We start from the raw sequence: 16,022 nt of genomic DNA, 5'->3' as shown, positions 1-16,022 counted from the left end.
ATATAATCGCTGAGTCGAAAATAATCCTTTAAATCCCGATATCAATCGAACTTATCGCAATCCCGTGGGAGTGTGTTTAGAGGCCTTCGTCCAGCACCTTCGACAAGGTATCGACAAAGAAATCCACACTGTGTCGCGTGGTCACCATCGGTGGTTTGATCTTGAGAATGTTCAAGTAATCGCCGGTCGGCTGCATGAAAATGCCCAATTCGCGCAAGCGGTCGCACAACGCCGTGGTTTCTTCCGTGGCCGGTTCCAGGGTTTCGCGGTTGCGAATCAACTCCACGCCCAGATAGAAACCGGAGCCATGCACCGCGCCTACCAAAGGATGACGCTCGATCAACGCCTCAAGCCGCTCCTTGAAATACCCGCCAACGATCCGGGCGTTTTCCCAGAGTTTCTCTTCCTTCATCACATCCAGCACCGCCATGCCGATGCGGCAACTGACCGGGCTGCCGCCTGCCGACGAGAAGAAATAGCCTTCTGCCTCCAGCGCCTCGGCGATTTCGCGACGGGTAATGACCGCGCCCAATGGCTGGCCGTTGCCCATACCTTTGGCCATGGTGATGATGTCCGGCACTACGCCCTGCTCTTCAAAGCCCCAGAAGAACTTGCCCATGCGACCGTAGCCGACCTGCACTTCATCGGCGATGCACACGCCACCTTGGGCACGGACCAGCGCATACACCTGTTTCAGGTAACCCGGTGGCAGAGAGATTCCACCGGCGTTGCCGTACACCGGCTCGCAGATAAAACCGGCCAGTTGTCGCTTCTGCTCGGCAATCTTCGCCAGGTTGTGTTCGACGCTGCGCACGTAATCCGGCGCGCTGTCGAGGCCACGGAACTCGCCACGATAGGTGTTCGGCGCCGTCACCGGGTGCACCCAGTCCGGACGACTGCTGAGAGCCTTGGGGTTATCTGCAATTGAAGTCGACACCGCATCGGCGGCCACCGACCAGCCGTGATACGCCTCAAGCACGCTGAGCATGTCGCGACCGCCGCTGTAGGCCCACGCCAGACGAATCGCCAGGTCATTGGCCTCGGTACCGCTGTTGACCAGAAACACCCGATCCATCGAGTCCGGCGCCAGCGCCAGCAGGCGCTCGGAAAATTCGGCGATGGCCGCGTAGTGGAAACGCGAGTTGGTGTTGAGCAACGACCACTGGCGGCTGGCCTCGGCGGCCATGCGCGGGTGGCCGTGACCGAGCACCGCAACGTTGTTGAGCATGTCCAGGTAGGAGCGGCCCTGCATGTCGATCAGATGATTGCGCCAGCCCCGCTCGATGCGCGGCGGATCGACGTAATAGTGTTTTTGCGAGCGGGCAAAACTCGCATCGCGGCGTTCCAACAAAGTATGCGGATCAAGTTCGGCCTCTGCGTCGCAAGCCAGCCCCAACAACGCCGCGGGCGATGGGCACAACGCCTGCCAGGCAGATGCGCGGGACGGTGAGCAAAACAGTGGTGGATTCAGTTCCGCGCCACGGCTGAGCTGAACCCTCAACGCTCCGCTGACTTCACCCAGCACCTGCCCTTTGAGCACGGCCGCACCGGTGTGCAGCGAGGGATGGACACCCCACAGGCGCACACTCAATTGTGAGCTGTCCAGTTGCACGCGGCCGTCGGCGCTCAGGTGCACGACACCGGCAAAGGGCGCTTCAACCGTTGTGCCCTGTGGCACCTGCAAGTCAACGTGCAGCGGGCACGTGTCCGGCTCGACGGCACTGTCCGGACGCGTCTGCGATAAACGGTATTGCCCGTAACGACTGGCCGCCAAACCATGGGCTGCCGCCGCTTCGACCAACAGACGTTGATCGATGCCGTCCTGCTCCCAGTTGCCCGCTTCGAAATGCGGGCTCAAGACACCGAGGTCGATCAAGGCAAACTCGCGGCCGACCAGGCTCGGCAGCAATGGCGCAAAACCCTGACTGGCAATTGCCGGCAACGACTGGCCGACCGCTATCAGAATCGCCGCTTCCATCAGTTCAAATGGCACTGAAGTCGCAACGCGGAAAATCTCCCACTCGTGGTTCAGATTGTCGCGGCTGTACTGATTCTGCGGATCGATGCTGACCTGTTGCTCACCGCTGAGCACCAGCACCGCTGCACGCGCGACGATCAGCGGCCACAGCGCCAGCAACTCTTCGTGCTTCAGCGGATTGACCGCGTGATAAGCCTGCACCGCCGGCAAAATGCACAGTGGATCGCCATCGGCATGGTGCAGCAGCGCAGCGCAGGTCACCGACAGATCGGTAATACGCCAGGTACGAATCAGATCGCCAAAATCGATGACGCCCTGCAACCGCCAGTGACGCTGCTTATCCCGTTTCCAGACCACATTGTCATCGGTGATGTCCATGTGAATCGCCTGCACCGGCAACTTCCCCATCAGCGGCTGCAAACGCCGCTCGGCCTGTTGCGCGGCCTCGGCGATCAATGTTCGTTGCCGCTCATCGCTGATCACCGGCAGCAGGTGATTGATCAACGCATTGGCGTGCCGGGCATCCCACTGCAAGGCACGCTCAAGCCCCGGATGCTCGAACCCGGCCAGCGCCAGATCCATTTCGCCACAGAGTTGGCCGAGGCCGGCAACCAGTTCATGGCCAAGGTGCTTGAGGTGGGTCAGCGATTGACCTTCGATGTAGTCGAGCAAACGCACATGCAGTGCTTGCCCGGCGAGTTCCAGGGTCAGCAGGTCCTCGCCGTTTTTCGCCGGAATCACCCGTGGCACATGTAAACCCGGCTGCGCGCCCAGGTGTTTGAGAGCCGCATGCTGGGCGTGCAGTTCCAGCGCCGCGTAGTCACCCCGGCAGATTTTCAAGACGAAACGGCCCTGGTCGCTGTCGAGCCGGTAGTTGAGATCCTGCTGGCTGCCCAGCGACTGCAACGTCCCGCTCAGGCCGTAGTGTTCGCGCAACAGCTCCAGCGCTTGCTGCACGGTGACTTGCGGGCTGGGCAGACTGGCACGGTGAATCAACGTGGCGAGCGACATACAACGACCCCTGGAATTTTTATAAGGCGTCTATATCGCCACTGCTGACCGCGATACGCAACCCCCTTATACCGGTCGGTGATGGATAACGGCGGGAGGCTTCAAGCCACGCCACACAGCGGTGAACTTTCCCACGAAACGTGTCGAACCCGAGGAATGTTCGGCGCGTTCTCACGCCCCTAGGCTGCCTCCCATGGACAGGGAAGCCCGCCGCACATGCCAGAACGCTCATACCCGCTGACGTACAAAGAACAGCTGCGCCGCCGTATTTTGCAGCCGCCGCCATCACCCAACCTGTATCCGCCGATTGCCGATTTGCCGGTGAATCGACCCGCTGATCCCGCCCCCAACAAACCGCTGGGCTGCGTTTTCGCCAAATCCTGCAAGTTGCCGGACGGCATCATCAATTACGCCAATCCGTCCGGTTTCGTGCCGCTGGATTCGTTGAAGGATTACGGAAACTTCGCCCTACTGGGCGGGCGAAAGACCGACAGTCCTGGCGCCGTGCAGCTCAAGAAAATCAGTGGCAGTGCATTGCCAATCGGCCTTGGCGGCCTTGCTCTGGGCGGGTCATCGGTCAGTGATATCACAGCAGTCGGTGGCACTGTTGCCGCCCGTTTGCTAACCGGTCTGGTCGCCCTGTTCTGGCCCTCCGAGCTGGGCGACAGCGCCCTCTATAGCGAAGAGCAACTGCGCTCGCTTGAACACGCCAACTCACGGGTGCGCCTGCGCATCGAGCAACAGCCTGACGGCACCCTCAAGGGTTACGGCTTCTACACCGGCAACAACGCCGAATGGCAACGGATCCCGGTCATTCAGTTCCAGACACGCGAAGCCCGACAGGTCGCCGTATTCGGCGAAGGTCTGGAACTGATCTGGACCCCGGCTATCGACCCAGCAGACACCCTCGGCATTCCCGCACTGGAGGCCGCCCCGCAAGCGCCGAACATCTGGGTCTATCCTCCGACCGAGGCGAGCAACAGCATTCTGGTAAACCCGATTTATCCACCGGAGTATCAGGATTTCATCCTGGTGTTTCCTGCGGATTCCGGGGTTAGACCGCTTTATGTGGTGGTGAGTGTTCGGCCTGGAGATCACCAGTACCATCAGAAACCTACATTTCTGCCTGCCTTTCCTGACGCTGTTCGTGCCCCACCGAAAACCCCCATTCGAGGGGGCGGCAGACTTCGACCACGCTGGAAGGAGCCTCATAGCTATATCTACGAGTGGGACTTCGAACGGGGCAAAGTAGAGAAATACACCAAACGTGGAAAACATCTTGGCGAGTTCGACCCGATTACCGGGGAACGCACCAAAGACGCCGATCCAAAAAGATGGATAGAACCATGAAACATTTAATTCTAGTGGTACCGCACGGTAGCGACTCAATTTCGGCAGAGATCGAACTCAACGTGACCGTAGCTGAGCTCCAGCCCGTTATGGGTTGGGAAAATGAGAACGACTACCTGTATGACTACAAACTCACTGCTCAACAAATAAGCGGCATTGAGAGGCTTATCTCACAATCTCTGCCAAGGAATGTTGAGCTCTATCTTTCTTGTGACGCGTAAAGCCCGCTTACCGGGCTTCGGTTGAAACGCTTCGCACCTAATAAACGCTACGCTTGGTAATTACTACTCATGCGCCGAATTGCATTTTCAGACAAAAAAGTCCGCAACATCCCACGCCGCCTTCGCGCTCTTGCTGCCTGGGCGGCCAGCTATGAAGGTTACTTTCCGGACGAGCTTCCCGTGGAACAAGGCTACGCAAACCGAAAAATTCCGGTCCTGGAAACCTTGGTTGAAGGGAAACAAACCACCTTCGCCATTCAAAAGGAATGCGCTCAACAACTCATCTATGCCGCCCATCACCTGCTTCAAGCCAGACCCGAAGACACCATCAACTGTCGGATAGTCGCGTCAATCATCACACCTGACATGTTTTCCAGCGAAATTTGCATTTTCACCGACATGAGCCGTTATCGCGGTCATGTATTGCCATTCGACTACGAACATTTCTGCCAGACCCGCATCACCGACAAAAGCCTCACCACCGATTGGGGTTTAATCGTCCCTGCTGGAATGAATGAAGTGGGGTTTCACTTTGTTCACGAGGATGAAGACGGGCAGAAGTTTGAATCCGAGCATTGGTACTTCGGAGAAGTCGATGAAGCGGATGACGGCTCCGAGAAAGAGCGCTGGAGATACAAAACCTTTAAATCCTTCCGCGCTGAAAACCCTAAACTTTTCGGCTAGGACATTTCATTTTTAGGCGAATGCCAGGCCGCCATCGCGGGCAAGCCTTGCTCCTACGGGAATGCTACAGCGATCGCAGGAACATGGTTTGCCCGCAATCCCTCCTCCCGCAGCTCAACAAAACCTCACAAAAACCAAAATCCGACCAACCCCCCTCTTGTGCCGCCCCCCTCCTGCCGACAAGCTATGATCCATACGCATAATCGTTCGACGGAAAAGGCTACTCCACATGCGCATTCTCATCACCGGCGGTGCCGGCTTCATCGGCTCGGCGCTGGTTCGCCACCTGATCCGCCACACTGAACATGAAGTGCTCAATCTGGACAAGCTGACCTACGCCGGCAACCTCGAGTCGTTGAGCAGCATCGCCACCAACACCCGCTATGAATTCGTGCAGGCCGATATCGTCGACCAGGCCACCGTCAGTGCGGTACTGGCGCGGTTCCAGCCGCACGCGATCATGCACCTGGCCGCAGAGTCCCATGTCGACCGCTCCATCGACGGCCCGTCGGATTTCATCCAGACCAACATTGTCGGTACCTACAGCCTGCTGGAAGCCACTCGCGCCTACTGGAACAGCTTGGCGGAGCCTGAGAAAAGCGCCTTTCGCTTTCACCACATTTCGACCGACGAGGTGTATGGCGACCTGCATGGCGTCGATGACCTGTTCACCGAAACCACACCCTATGCGCCGAGTTCGCCGTACTCCGCCAGCAAGGCGGCGTCCGACCATCTGGTCCGCGCCTGGCAACGCACCTACGGTTTGCCGGTGCTGCTGACCAATTGCTCGAACAATTACGGGCCGTTCCACTTTCCCGAGAAACTCATTCCGCTGGTGATCCTCAACGCCCTCGCCGGTAAGCCACTGCCGGTGTACGGCAACGGTCTGCAAGTGCGTGATTGGCTGTTCGTCGAGGATCATGCCCGTGCACTGCTCACCGTGGTGACCAACGGTGTGGTCGGTGAGACGTACAACATCGGCGGCCACAATGAACAGAAAAACATCGACGTAGTCCGCAGCATCTGCAGCCTGCTGGAGGAGTTGGCGCCGCAAAAACCTGAAGGCGTCGCGCACTTCGCCGACCTGATCACTTTTGTCCAGGATCGCCCCGGCCACGACCAGCGTTACGCCATCGACGCCAGCAAAATCGAACGCGAGCTGGGTTGGGTTCCCGAAGAAACTTTCGCCAGTGGCCTGCGTAAAACCGTGCAGTGGTACCTCGATAACCTAGACTGGTGCCAACGAGTCCAGGATGGCAGCTATCAAGGCCAACGCCTGGGTTTCACTGACTTCAAGGACTTGATCGCATGATGAAGGGAATTGTTCTGGCAGGCGGCTCTGGTACCCGCCTGCACCCGATCACACTCGGGGTGTCCAAACAACTGTTGCCGGTCTACGACAAACCGATGATCTATTACCCGATCTCGGTGCTGATGCTCGCAGGCATCAAAGAAATCCTGGTGATTTCCACCCCTCAGGACCTGCCGCAATACCGCAATCTGTTGGGCGACGGCAGTCAGTTCGGGGTGCATTTCAGCTATGCCGAGCAACCGTCTCCAGACGGCCTGGCCCAGGCGTTCCTGATTGGCGAGGAGTTTATCGGTGACGATTCGGTGTGCCTGATCCTGGGCGACAACATCTTTCACGGACAGCACTTCACCGAAAAGTTGCAACGTGCCGCCGAGCACACCGGAGGCGCCACGGTTTTCGGCTACTGGGTCAAAGACCCGCAGCGTTTTGGTGTGATTGATTTCGACGATCAGGGCAACGCGTTGTCGATCGAAGAGAAACCCCTGCATCCCAAATCGAGTTACGCGGTCACCGGCCTGTATTTCTATGACAATTCGGTGGTGGAGATCGCCAAAGCGGTCAAACCATCGGCTCGTGGCGAGCTGGAAATTACCGACATCAACAATGCGTACCTGCAGCGTGGCGACTTGCGCGTCGAGCGGTTCGGCCGGGGTTTTGCCTGGCTCGATACCGGCACCCACGACAGCCTGCTGGAAGCGTCGCAATACGTGCAGACCATCGAGCATCGCCAAGGCCTGAAAGTCGCCTGCCTAGAAGAAATCGCCTACTACCAGGGCTGGATCGATCGCGATCATTTGCTCAAGCACGCCGAATACTTTGGCAAGACCGGTTACGGCCAGTACCTGTTCAGCCTCGCCGGAACACACCAATGAAGGTCATCGCCACCCAATTGCCCGAGATTCTGATCATCGAGCCGAAAGTGTTTGGTGACGAGCGTGGATTTTTCTACGAAAGCTTCAACGCCAGGGATTTTCAGCAAGCGACGGGGCTGAACACAACGTTCGTTCAGGACAACCACTCACGCTCGCAGAAAGGTGTACTGCGCGGCTTGCATTACCAACTGGAAAATACCCAGGGAAAACTGGTGCGGGTCACTGATGGGGAAGTCCTCGACATCGCCGTCGACATCCGCCGCAGCTCAGCGAATTTTGGACGCTGGGTGGGCGTGCGCTTGTCTGCACAAAACCATCGCCAACTGTGGATTCCCGAAGGTTTTGCCCACGGATTCGTCGTGCTGAGCGACTACGCCGAGTTCCTCTACAAAACCACCGACTACTACACCCCATCGGCCGAACGCTGCATTCGCTGGGACGATCCCGATCTGGCCATCGACTGGCAACTCACGCAAACACCACAGCTGTCAGCCAAGGACCAGGCCGGCAAGCTTCTGCGCGAGGCGCAGGTATTTGCATGAGCACGCCCCTGAAAATCCTCATCAGTGGCCAGCACGGTCAGGTTTCCATCGAGCTGCAACGTCGCCTCAAAGGGCTCGGCGAACTGATCGTGCTGGGGCGCGATCGGCTCGATCTGGCATATCCGGAGCAGATCCGTCTGCAGATTCGCGCTTTACGTCCGAATCTGATCATCAATGCCGCCGCACACACAGCCGTCGATCAAGCGGAAAGTGAACCCGAGTTGGCGTTCGCCATAAACGCCACAGCGCCGGGAGTGCTCGCCGAGCAGGCCCTGGAACTGGGTATCCCGCTGATTCACTACTCAACCGACTACGTGTTCGACGGCTGCAAAGCCTCGCCTTATACCGAGACCGACGAACCCCACCCGCTGGGTGTCTACGGCGCCAGCAAACTGGCCGGCGAGCAGGCCATCCGCGCCGTCAACGGTCAGCACCTGATTCTGCGCACCAGTTGGGTCTACTCGAACCACGGGCGCAACTTCCTGCTGACCATGCAACGGTTGCTGCAAGAGAAACCGCACTTGCGCATCGTCGCCGACCAGATCGGCGCACCGACCTGGGCTGGCACCATCGCCACCAGCACGCGCGCTTTGATCGAGCGCTGGCAATCGGGGCAAGCCGGTGCCTGGGGCACTTACCACCTGACCGCTCAGGGCGAAACGTCATGGTTTGGATTTGCTCAAGCCATCGCCGAACATTTACAGGCGCAGCACAAAACCTGCGCCAGCCTGGAGGCGATCCCCAGCCGCGACTACCCGACACCCGCCACTCGCCCACTGAACTCGCGTCTGGATTGCCGCCTTCTGCAACAGCAATGGCAGGTCAGCCAACCCGACTGGCGCGACGCGTTGCGCGAGTGTCTTGCCGAACAAGCCTAGGCATAATGCGCCTGTACCTTCAGGCGCCCGATGCTTATGACCCCAACACTCCCCCGCAGACCCCGCTGGCGCAGCCTGGCGCTGCTCGCCCTGTGCCTGGCGCCGTTGTTGTGGCCCCTGCAGCACCTGGCCGAGCGTTATTACCGCAGCGAGCTGGTTGGACAAAACCGCCAGACGCTGGACCTCTACGTCGCCAACCTGCTGGGGACCCTGCACCGCTATGAAGTCTTGCCGCAGATCCTCGGTGATCTACCGGCCCTACGTGCCGTTCTCGCCGCGCCATATGAGCCGCAGGCCACCGACAACGCCAATCGCCTGCTCAAGGACATCCGCGCCCAGACTGGCGCCGAAGTCATGTACCTGATGGACACCCACGGCAAGACCCTGGCGGCGTCCAACTGGGACAAACACGATAGTTTTGTCGGGCGTAACTTTGCCTTCCGACCGTATTTCAGCGAAGCCATGCAAGGCCGCCTCGGGCGCTTTTTCGGCCTGGGCACGACGTCGGCCAAACGCGGTTATTTCTTTGCCGGAGCCGTGCGCGATGGCGAGCAGATCATCGGTGTGCTGGTGGTCAAGGTCGACCTCGACCACACCGAAAGCCTTTGGGGTAAAACCCCCGAGCAACTGCTGCTGACCGATCACAACGGAGTGGTCATCATCACCTCACGCCCGGAGTGGCGCTTCAGGGCGACCCGACCGCTGACTGACGAAGAACGCCACGCGATCTCTGCCGTCCAGCCCTACCCGACCCGTGATCCGCAACCGCTGAACCTCAACCCGGACGCTTGGCTGATCCAGACTCAGCAGATCGAAGAAACCGGCTGGAGCGTCAGCATCCTCGCGCCCAGAACCTTGATCGACCGCCCCGTGCGCACGGTAGTGGCCATCGGTGGGGCGACGCTGTTGGTGTTGATGTTGCTGCTGGGACTGATGATGCAACGCCGTCGCCACTACTTGCAGCGCATCGCCTTCGAGGCCAAGACCCGCCGCGAACTGGAAGCGCGCGTCGCCGAAAGAACCAGCGACCTCGAAGGGCTCAACCGCCGTCTCAAGCAGGAAGTGCTGGAGCGCGAACAGGCGCAACAGGAGCTGGTGCGCGCCCAGGACGATCTGGTCCAGGCCGGCAAACTCTCGGCGCTGGGCACCATGTCGGCAAGCATCAGTCACGAGCTCAATCAACCGCTGGCGGCGATTCGCAGCTACGCGGAAAACGCCGAAGTGCTGCTTGACCATCAACGCACCGACGATGCCCGCGGCAACCTGAAACTGATCAGCGAACTGACCGGGCGCATGGCCTCGATCATCGCCCACCTGCGTGCCTTTGCCCGTCGCGACCGTCACGCCCCGGAAAGCGTTGCGCTGCAACCGGCACTGGACGATGCACTGGCGTTGCTGGCCAAGCGCAGGCGGGCAATGGAAGTCGAACTGATCCGTGACCTGCCGGCTGCCACGCTGTGGGTCGAGGCCGGCGAAACCCGTCTGCGCCAAGTACTCGGTAACCTGTTGGCCAACGCCCTCGACGCCCTGACCGAAAAAGGCCCGCCCCGTAAACTCTGGTTGAGTGCCGAATCCACCGCCGACGGCGTCAACCTGTACATTCGCGATAACGGCCCGGGGTTCTGCATGGAGGCCCTCGGTCGCGCCGGTGAACCGTTCTACACCACCAAGACCCGCACTCAGGGCCTTGGGCTGGGATTGGCCATTTGCGACACGTTGATGCGCGCCTTCGGCGGTGAACTGTCGTTCGCCAACCACAAGGAAGGCGGCGCCCTGATCACCCTGCGGCTGCGCGCGGGCGCACCCGGTGTAAGTCTGCAACCGTCCGAGGACCGCAGTGAATGAGTAACCTCATAGACAACCGTATCCAGGTGGTGCTGATCGACGACGATCCGCATCTGCGCCAGGCCCTGAGCCAGACGCTGGATCTCGCCGGTCTGAAAATCCTCCCGTTGGCCGAAGCCAAGGGCCTCGCTTCGCGCCTTGAGCGCGACTGGCCGGGCGTGGTGGTCAGTGACATTCGCATGCCGGGCATGGACGGTCTCGAACTGTTGAATGAATTGCACGCCCAGGACCCGGAACTGCCGGTGTTGCTGATCACCGGCCACGGCGATGTACCGCTCGCGGTGCAGGCGATGCGTGCCGGCGCTTATGACTTTCTCGAAAAACCGTTCGCCAGTGACGCATTGCTCGACAGCGTGCGCCGCGCCCTGGCCCTGCGGCAATTGGTGCTGGACAACCGCAGTCTGCGGTTGGCCTTGAGCGATCGCAACGAGCTGAGCACCCGACTGGTCGGGCAATCGGCGCCGATGCTGCGCCTGCGCGAACAGATCGGCGCATTGGCACCGACCAAGGCCGACGTGCTGATCCTCGGTGAAACCGGTGCCGGCAAGGAAGTCGTGGCCCGTGCCCTGCACGACCTGTCGAATCGCCGCAATGGCCCGTTTGTGGCAATCAATGCCGGAGCACTGGCCGAATCGGTGGTCGAAAGCGAACTCTTCGGCCACGAACCCGGCGCCTTTACTGGCGCGCAAAAACGCCGCATCGGCAAATTCGAATTCGCCAACGGCGGCACGCTGTTCCTCGATGAAATCGAAAGCATGAGCCTGGATGTGCAGGTGAAATTGCTGCGCCTGCTGCAAGAGCGGGTGGTCGAGCGTTTGGGGGGCAATCAGCTGATCCCGCTGGACATCCGGATCATCGCCGCGACCAAGGAAGACCTGCGCCAATCGGCCGATCAAGGGCGTTTTCGCGCGGACTTGTACTACCGCCTGAACGTCGCACCACTGCGCATTCCACCGCTGCGCGAACGGGGCGAAGACGCGCTGATGCTGTTCCAGCATTTCGCCAACGAAGCCAGCGAGCGCCATGGCTTGCCACCCCACGAACTGCAACCCGGACAACGAGCCCTGCTGTTGCGCCATTCCTGGCCCGGCAACGTCCGCGAACTGCAAAACGCCGCCGAGCGATTCGCCCTGGGTCTGGAACTGGCGCTGGACAACAGCGTTCCGGATGGCAGTGCTGCGCCGCACAGTACAGTGCTCGGCGGAAATCTGAGCGAGCAGGTGGAAAGCTTTGAAAAGAACCTGATCGCCGCCGAACTGGCGCGCACTCACAGCTCACTGCGCAGTGTCGCCGAAGCGCTGGGTATTCCACGCAAAACCCTGCATGACAAACTGCGCAAACACGGCTTGAACTTCGCCGATGGCGCTGGCACCAACAGCAATGCCGACGAGCTCGATTGAGCCATGCCGACTAACCTTCACCCAAGCGTCCCACACTGCGAGGCCCGTGCATGAACCGCGACAGCCGTCACCTGGAATCCGTCCTCCATCGCGACATTCCCCTCACACGGGATATGGGCCTCAAGGTACTCGACTGGCACGACCGGCAATTACGCCTGCACTTGCCGCTGGCGGCCAACGTCAATCACAAGAGCACCATGTTTGGCGGTAGTTTGTACTGTGGCGCGGTGTTGGCGGGTTGGGGCTGGCTGCATTTGCGCCTGCGCGAAGAAGGCGTCGAGGGCGGGCACATCGTGATTCAGGAAGGTCAGATCAGCTATCCGCTGCCGGTCACTGGCGATGCCATTGCCATTTGCATGGCGCCAAGTGCGGCGGTGTGGAGGAAGTTTTTGGCGATGTACCAACGCTACGGCCGGGCACGGTTGGCGTTGCATACACGGGTCGTCAACGTCGATAGCGATGAGGATGCGGTGACGTTTACCGGGCAGTATGTGCTGCATCGATAAACCCTGTGGCGAGGGAGCTTGCTCCCGCTCGGCCGCGAAGCGGTCGTAATCCGGTAATCGCGTTCCATCTGAATACTCTCGGTGGCTGATATTAGGGTCGCTTCGCGACCCAGCGGGAGCAAGCTCCCTCGCCACAAGGCTGCGGTGTGCTCAGGAGCGAGCCAGTTCCAGCAGCTTCTCGCGCCACGCGGCTTTGGCCGGCAGCGCCAGGAAAAACGCATTGCGCAACGACTCTCGCGCCGGATAGCTGAACGGCTCACCGCTCAACTCCAGCACCTCGCCACCCGCACCTTCGAGCACGCCTTGTGCGGCAGCCGTATCCCACTGGGAGGTTGGTGCCAAACGCGGGTAACAATCCGCCGCGCCTTCGGCCAGCAGGCAAAACTTCAGCGAACTGCCGATATTGGCCAGTTGCAGCTCACCCAGACTGGCACTCAAGCCAGCGAGCAAGCGCTCCTGCTCAGGGCTTGAATGTCGACGACTGGCGACCACGGTGAACGCTTCGCCAGCAGGCAGTACGTCACGGACCTGAATCGGCAGCGGCGCAGCATCCTTGTCGGCACGCCAGGCCCCAAGTCCGGCGCCACCGAAGTAGCAGCGGCCATTGGTCGGCATCGACACTACGCCAAACACCACACGTCCCTGTTCGATCAGCGCGATGTTGACGGTGAATTCTTCACTGCCGGAAATGAACTCCTTGGTGCCATCCAACGGGTCGACCAGCCACCAGCGCTGCCAACCGGCGCGCACCGATTGCGCAATGTCGGCGTCTTCTTCCGAGAGCACCGGGATGCTCGGATCAAGTGCTGTCAGCCCGACCAGAATCAGATGATGAGCGGCGAGATCAGCGGCGGTGACCGGAGAATCGTCAGCCTTGGTGGTCACGTCCGTGCCTGTGCGCCAGAACGGCAGGATGACCTCGCCGGCCTTCAACGCCAACTCGACCACGGGGGCCAGCAAAGGATGAACCTGGGGGAAATCACTCACGGTTGAAACACTCCACGCTGGGTCAATAAATCACGGGCCAGGTACAACGCCGCCAAGGCGCGGCCTTCGGTGAACTGCGGGTTCTGCGCCAGCGCCGCGAGCTCTCGCAGATTGACCCGGTCCACACGCATCGGCTCTGGCTCATCGCCTTCAAGGCTTTCTTCGTACAAATCAGTCGCCAACACCACCTGAATTTTCTGGCTCATATAACCGGGCGACAGCGACAGCTCGGTCAGATGCTCCAGTTGCCGGGCGCCAAAACCGGCCTCTTCCTTGAGCTCACGCTCGGCCGCTGCCAACACATCCTCGCCAGGTTCGATCAAGCCCTTGGGCAACGACAGTTCATAGGCATCGGTTCCGCCGCAGTATTCTTCAACCAGCACCGCGTGGTCGGAATCGAGCATCGCCACGATCATTACTGCGCCATACCCCGCGCCCTTGCCGACCAATCGCTCATAGGTGCGCTCGACGCCATTGGAAAAGCGCAACTGCACCTCTTCAACGCAGAACAAGCGGGTGGTGGCGACGATCTCGCGGGCTAATACTTCGGGTTTCTGGCGCATGGCGGCTCCTTGGCGTGAACGCGGTACTATAACGCGGCTTTCTTGATTGTTTATGTCGGATATCTTTTTACCGCTGGAGAAGTTTTCAATGCCATCACTGCCCTGGCGCGACATTGATACCGTTCTGCTGGATATGGACGGCACGCTGCTGGACCTGCACTACGACAACCATTTCTGGATGGAACACCTGCCCAAGCGTTATGCCGAGCTGCATGGTGTCAGTCGGGCCATGGCCGAGCTGGAATTGCAGCCGTTGTTCGAGCGCAACGCCGGTCAGTTGCAGTGGTATTGCCTGGACTTCTGGAGCGCTGAGCTGAAGCTGCCGGTGCGCGAGTTGAAACTCGAGACCGCCCATCTGATCGCATTGCGACCGGACGCCGATACCTTTCTGGCAGCGATCAAGCAGGCCGGAAAGCGCGTGATCCTGATCACCAACGCGCACCGTGACTCGTTGTCGCTGAAGCTGGAAAAGGTCGAACTGGCGCCCTACTTCGAGCGGTTGATCAGCTCCCACGATTACGGTTTCGCCAAGGAAAACCCGCAATTCTGGGACGCCTTGCACGCAGACATCGACTTCGACCCACACCGCAGCCTGTTTATCGACGATACGTTGCCGATCCTGCGCAGTGCCCGGGATTTTGGCGTGGCGCATCTGTTGGCCGTGAGCCAGCCGGACAGCCGAAAAGAACCGAAAGACACTGCGGAATTTGCAGCCGTCGGGGATTATCGGGATCTCATTGCAGGCCTCTGAGATCGAGTCGCCTGCATCGCGGGCAAGCCTTGCTCCTACGGACCGTGTGATCGTGTGATCGCGCAATCGTCTGTAGGAGCAAAGCTTGCTCGCGATGGCCATCACACGGCCTAGAAATCCACAGTGCCCGACCAATGACTCAACTTCGGCACAAGCGCTAGAATCGCGCCTTTTGCCTGCGCCACGGAGCGACGATGGACATCAAACAGCTGAAATTCCTCATCGCCCTCGACGAAACCCGACACTTCGGCCAAGCCGCAGCGCGCTGCCACATCACCCAGCCCACCCTGTCGATGCGCTTGCGCAGCCTTGAAGAAGAACTCGATCTGCCGTTGGTCAATCGTGGCCAGCGCTTCGAAGGTTTCACCGCGCCGGGCGAGCGGGTGCTGGCCTGGGCGCGCACCGTACTGGCCGCCTGTGACGGCTTGCAGGCCGAGGCCGCAGCCTGTCGCGGCAACCTGGTCGGCACCTTGCGTCTGGGCGTGGTGCCACTGTCGAGTTTTGATCCGCTGCCGCTGATGCAGCAACTGCATGCCGAACACCCGAACCTGCGTTTCGAACTCTCGGCCTTGAGCTCGGAGCAAATCCTCGAACACTTGGCGAACAATCGCCTGGACCTCGGCGTGTCCTATCTCGAGCGCCTCGACAGCGAGCGCTTCGATTCATTGGCCTTCAGCGAAACCCGCATGGGCCTGCTCTACGACCAGCGCTTTTTCAGCTTCGGTGAAAAGCCCTTGAGCTGGGAGGCTCTGATCGAGCTGCCCTTGGGCATGCTCACCAGCGGCATGCACTTTCGCCAGTCCATCGACCACAACTTCCACAGCCGTGGTCTCAGCCCGCAGCCGTTGTTACAGACCGACGCGGTCCATCAATTGTTGCAAGCTGTGCACGGTGGCCTGTGTTGCGCAGTGATGCCACTGGAAGGTGGGCTCGAAACACTGACCGAGCATTTGCGCCTGCAACCGATTGAAAATGCGCAAACCCTTGGCCGGCTGGGGCTGATCATGCGCCGCGGTACACCGCGCTCGGCATTGGCTGAAGCGTGTTTCGCGCACTATCAGAAATCACTTACGAGCTCTTGATCGACGCCATCTATCGGTAGATCAGTAATAGCGATTAGAC

Annotated in this window: 15 protein-coding genes; 12 read left to right on the top strand and 3 right to left on the bottom strand. The window is 60.0% G+C overall.

The genetic code is table 11. The features are described from left to right. Window positions 1-76 precede the first annotated feature (76 nt). Window positions 77-2,989, bottom strand: coding sequence for an aminotransferase (locus AO353_RS11905; RefSeq protein ID WP_054595127.1), 2,913 nt, complete (start codon window positions 2,987-2,989; stop codon window positions 77-79). Window positions 2,990-3,205: 216 nt separating this feature from the next. On the opposite strand from AO353_RS11905, the gene AO353_RS11900 reads away from it, so the two are divergent. From AO353_RS11900 to AO353_RS11855, 10 genes are all read left to right on the top strand, one after another. Further along, window positions 3,206-4,339 carry a colicin E3/pyocin S6 family cytotoxin gene (locus AO353_RS11900; protein WP_054595126.1) on the top strand — a complete coding sequence of 378 codons (1,134 nt, stop codon included), beginning with the start codon at window positions 3,206-3,208 and terminating at the stop codon, window positions 4,337-4,339. After that, a complete protein-coding gene (locus tag AO353_RS11895; RefSeq protein ID WP_054595125.1) occupies window positions 4,336-4,560 on the top strand; it encodes a DUF7683 domain-containing protein in 225 nt (74 codons plus the stop codon). Before AO353_RS11900 ends, AO353_RS11895 begins: the two co-directional genes overlap by 4 nt. Before the next feature lie 69 nt (window positions 4,561-4,629). After that, complete coding sequence (locus tag AO353_RS11890) at window positions 4,630-5,244, top strand: DUF3916 domain-containing protein (protein WP_054595124.1); 615 nt, start codon at window positions 4,630-4,632, stop codon at window positions 5,242-5,244. A gap of 229 nt (window positions 5,245-5,473) precedes the next feature. Next, window positions 5,474-6,556, top strand: a complete 1,083-nt coding sequence (gene rfbB, locus AO353_RS11885) for a dTDP-glucose 4,6-dehydratase (RefSeq protein WP_054595123.1) — start codon at window positions 5,474-5,476, stop codon at window positions 6,554-6,556. Then, window positions 6,553-7,428: a glucose-1-phosphate thymidylyltransferase RfbA gene (gene rfbA / locus AO353_RS11880; RefSeq protein ID WP_054595122.1), complete on the top strand. Its 876-nt coding sequence runs from the start codon at window positions 6,553-6,555 to the stop codon at window positions 7,426-7,428. Before rfbB ends, rfbA begins: the two co-directional genes overlap by 4 nt. Next, the gene (gene rfbC / locus AO353_RS11875) at window positions 7,425-7,970 is read left to right on the top strand and encodes a dTDP-4-dehydrorhamnose 3,5-epimerase (protein ID WP_054595121.1); all 546 of its coding nucleotides are present in this window, start codon (window positions 7,425-7,427) and stop codon (window positions 7,968-7,970) included. The genes rfbA and rfbC overlap by 4 nt, the downstream gene beginning before the upstream one ends. Further along, on the top strand, window positions 7,967-8,848 hold the full coding sequence (rfbD, locus tag AO353_RS11870) for a dTDP-4-dehydrorhamnose reductase (protein ID WP_054595120.1): 882 nt from the start codon (window positions 7,967-7,969) through the stop codon (window positions 8,846-8,848). Before rfbC ends, rfbD begins: the two co-directional genes overlap by 4 nt. Before the next feature lie 36 nt (window positions 8,849-8,884). Then, window positions 8,885-10,693 carry a sensor histidine kinase gene (locus tag AO353_RS11865; RefSeq protein WP_054595119.1) on the top strand — a complete coding sequence of 603 codons (1,809 nt, stop codon included), beginning with the start codon at window positions 8,885-8,887 and terminating at the stop codon, window positions 10,691-10,693. Continuing rightward, complete coding sequence (locus tag AO353_RS11860; RefSeq protein ID WP_054595118.1) at window positions 10,690-12,093, top strand: sigma-54-dependent transcriptional regulator; 1,404 nt, start codon at window positions 10,690-10,692, stop codon at window positions 12,091-12,093. Before AO353_RS11865 ends, AO353_RS11860 begins: the two co-directional genes overlap by 4 nt. Before the next feature lie 50 nt (window positions 12,094-12,143). After that, window positions 12,144-12,599, top strand: coding sequence for a YiiD C-terminal domain-containing protein (locus AO353_RS11855; RefSeq protein ID WP_054595117.1), 456 nt, complete (start codon window positions 12,144-12,146; stop codon window positions 12,597-12,599). 150 nt (window positions 12,600-12,749) lie between these two features. Here AO353_RS11855 and cysQ read toward each other — a convergent pair whose 3' ends face one another. Together cysQ and nudE are read right to left on the bottom strand one after the other, a co-directional pair. Then, on the bottom strand, window positions 12,750-13,586 hold the full coding sequence (gene cysQ / locus AO353_RS11850; protein WP_054595116.1) for a 3'(2'),5'-bisphosphate nucleotidase CysQ: 837 nt from the start codon (window positions 13,584-13,586) through the stop codon (window positions 12,750-12,752). Further along, window positions 13,583-14,149 (bottom strand): ADP compounds hydrolase NudE, encoded by a 567-nt coding sequence (nudE, locus tag AO353_RS11845; protein WP_054595115.1) that lies wholly within the window; start codon window positions 14,147-14,149, stop codon window positions 13,583-13,585. Before nudE ends, cysQ begins: the two co-directional genes overlap by 4 nt. An 88-nt stretch (window positions 14,150-14,237) precedes the next feature. Here nudE and yrfG point away from each other — a divergent pair, with 88 nt between their 5' ends. Further along, a complete protein-coding gene (gene yrfG, locus AO353_RS11840) occupies window positions 14,238-14,900 on the top strand; it encodes a GMP/IMP nucleotidase (RefSeq protein WP_054595114.1) in 663 nt (220 codons plus the stop codon). Window positions 14,901-15,094: 194 nt separating this feature from the next. Further along, window positions 15,095-15,982, top strand: coding sequence for a LysR family transcriptional regulator (locus AO353_RS11835; protein WP_054595113.1), 888 nt, complete (start codon window positions 15,095-15,097; stop codon window positions 15,980-15,982). The last annotated feature ends 40 nt before the right edge of the window (window positions 15,983-16,022 follow it).

The sequence above is a fragment of the Pseudomonas fluorescens genome (assembly GCF_001307155.1).
Classification (GTDB): domain Bacteria; phylum Pseudomonadota; class Gammaproteobacteria; order Pseudomonadales; family Pseudomonadaceae; genus Aquipseudomonas; species Aquipseudomonas helvetica.
Note: the sequence above shows the minus strand (reverse complement) of the source record. Positions and strands in the feature narration are given on the sequence as shown.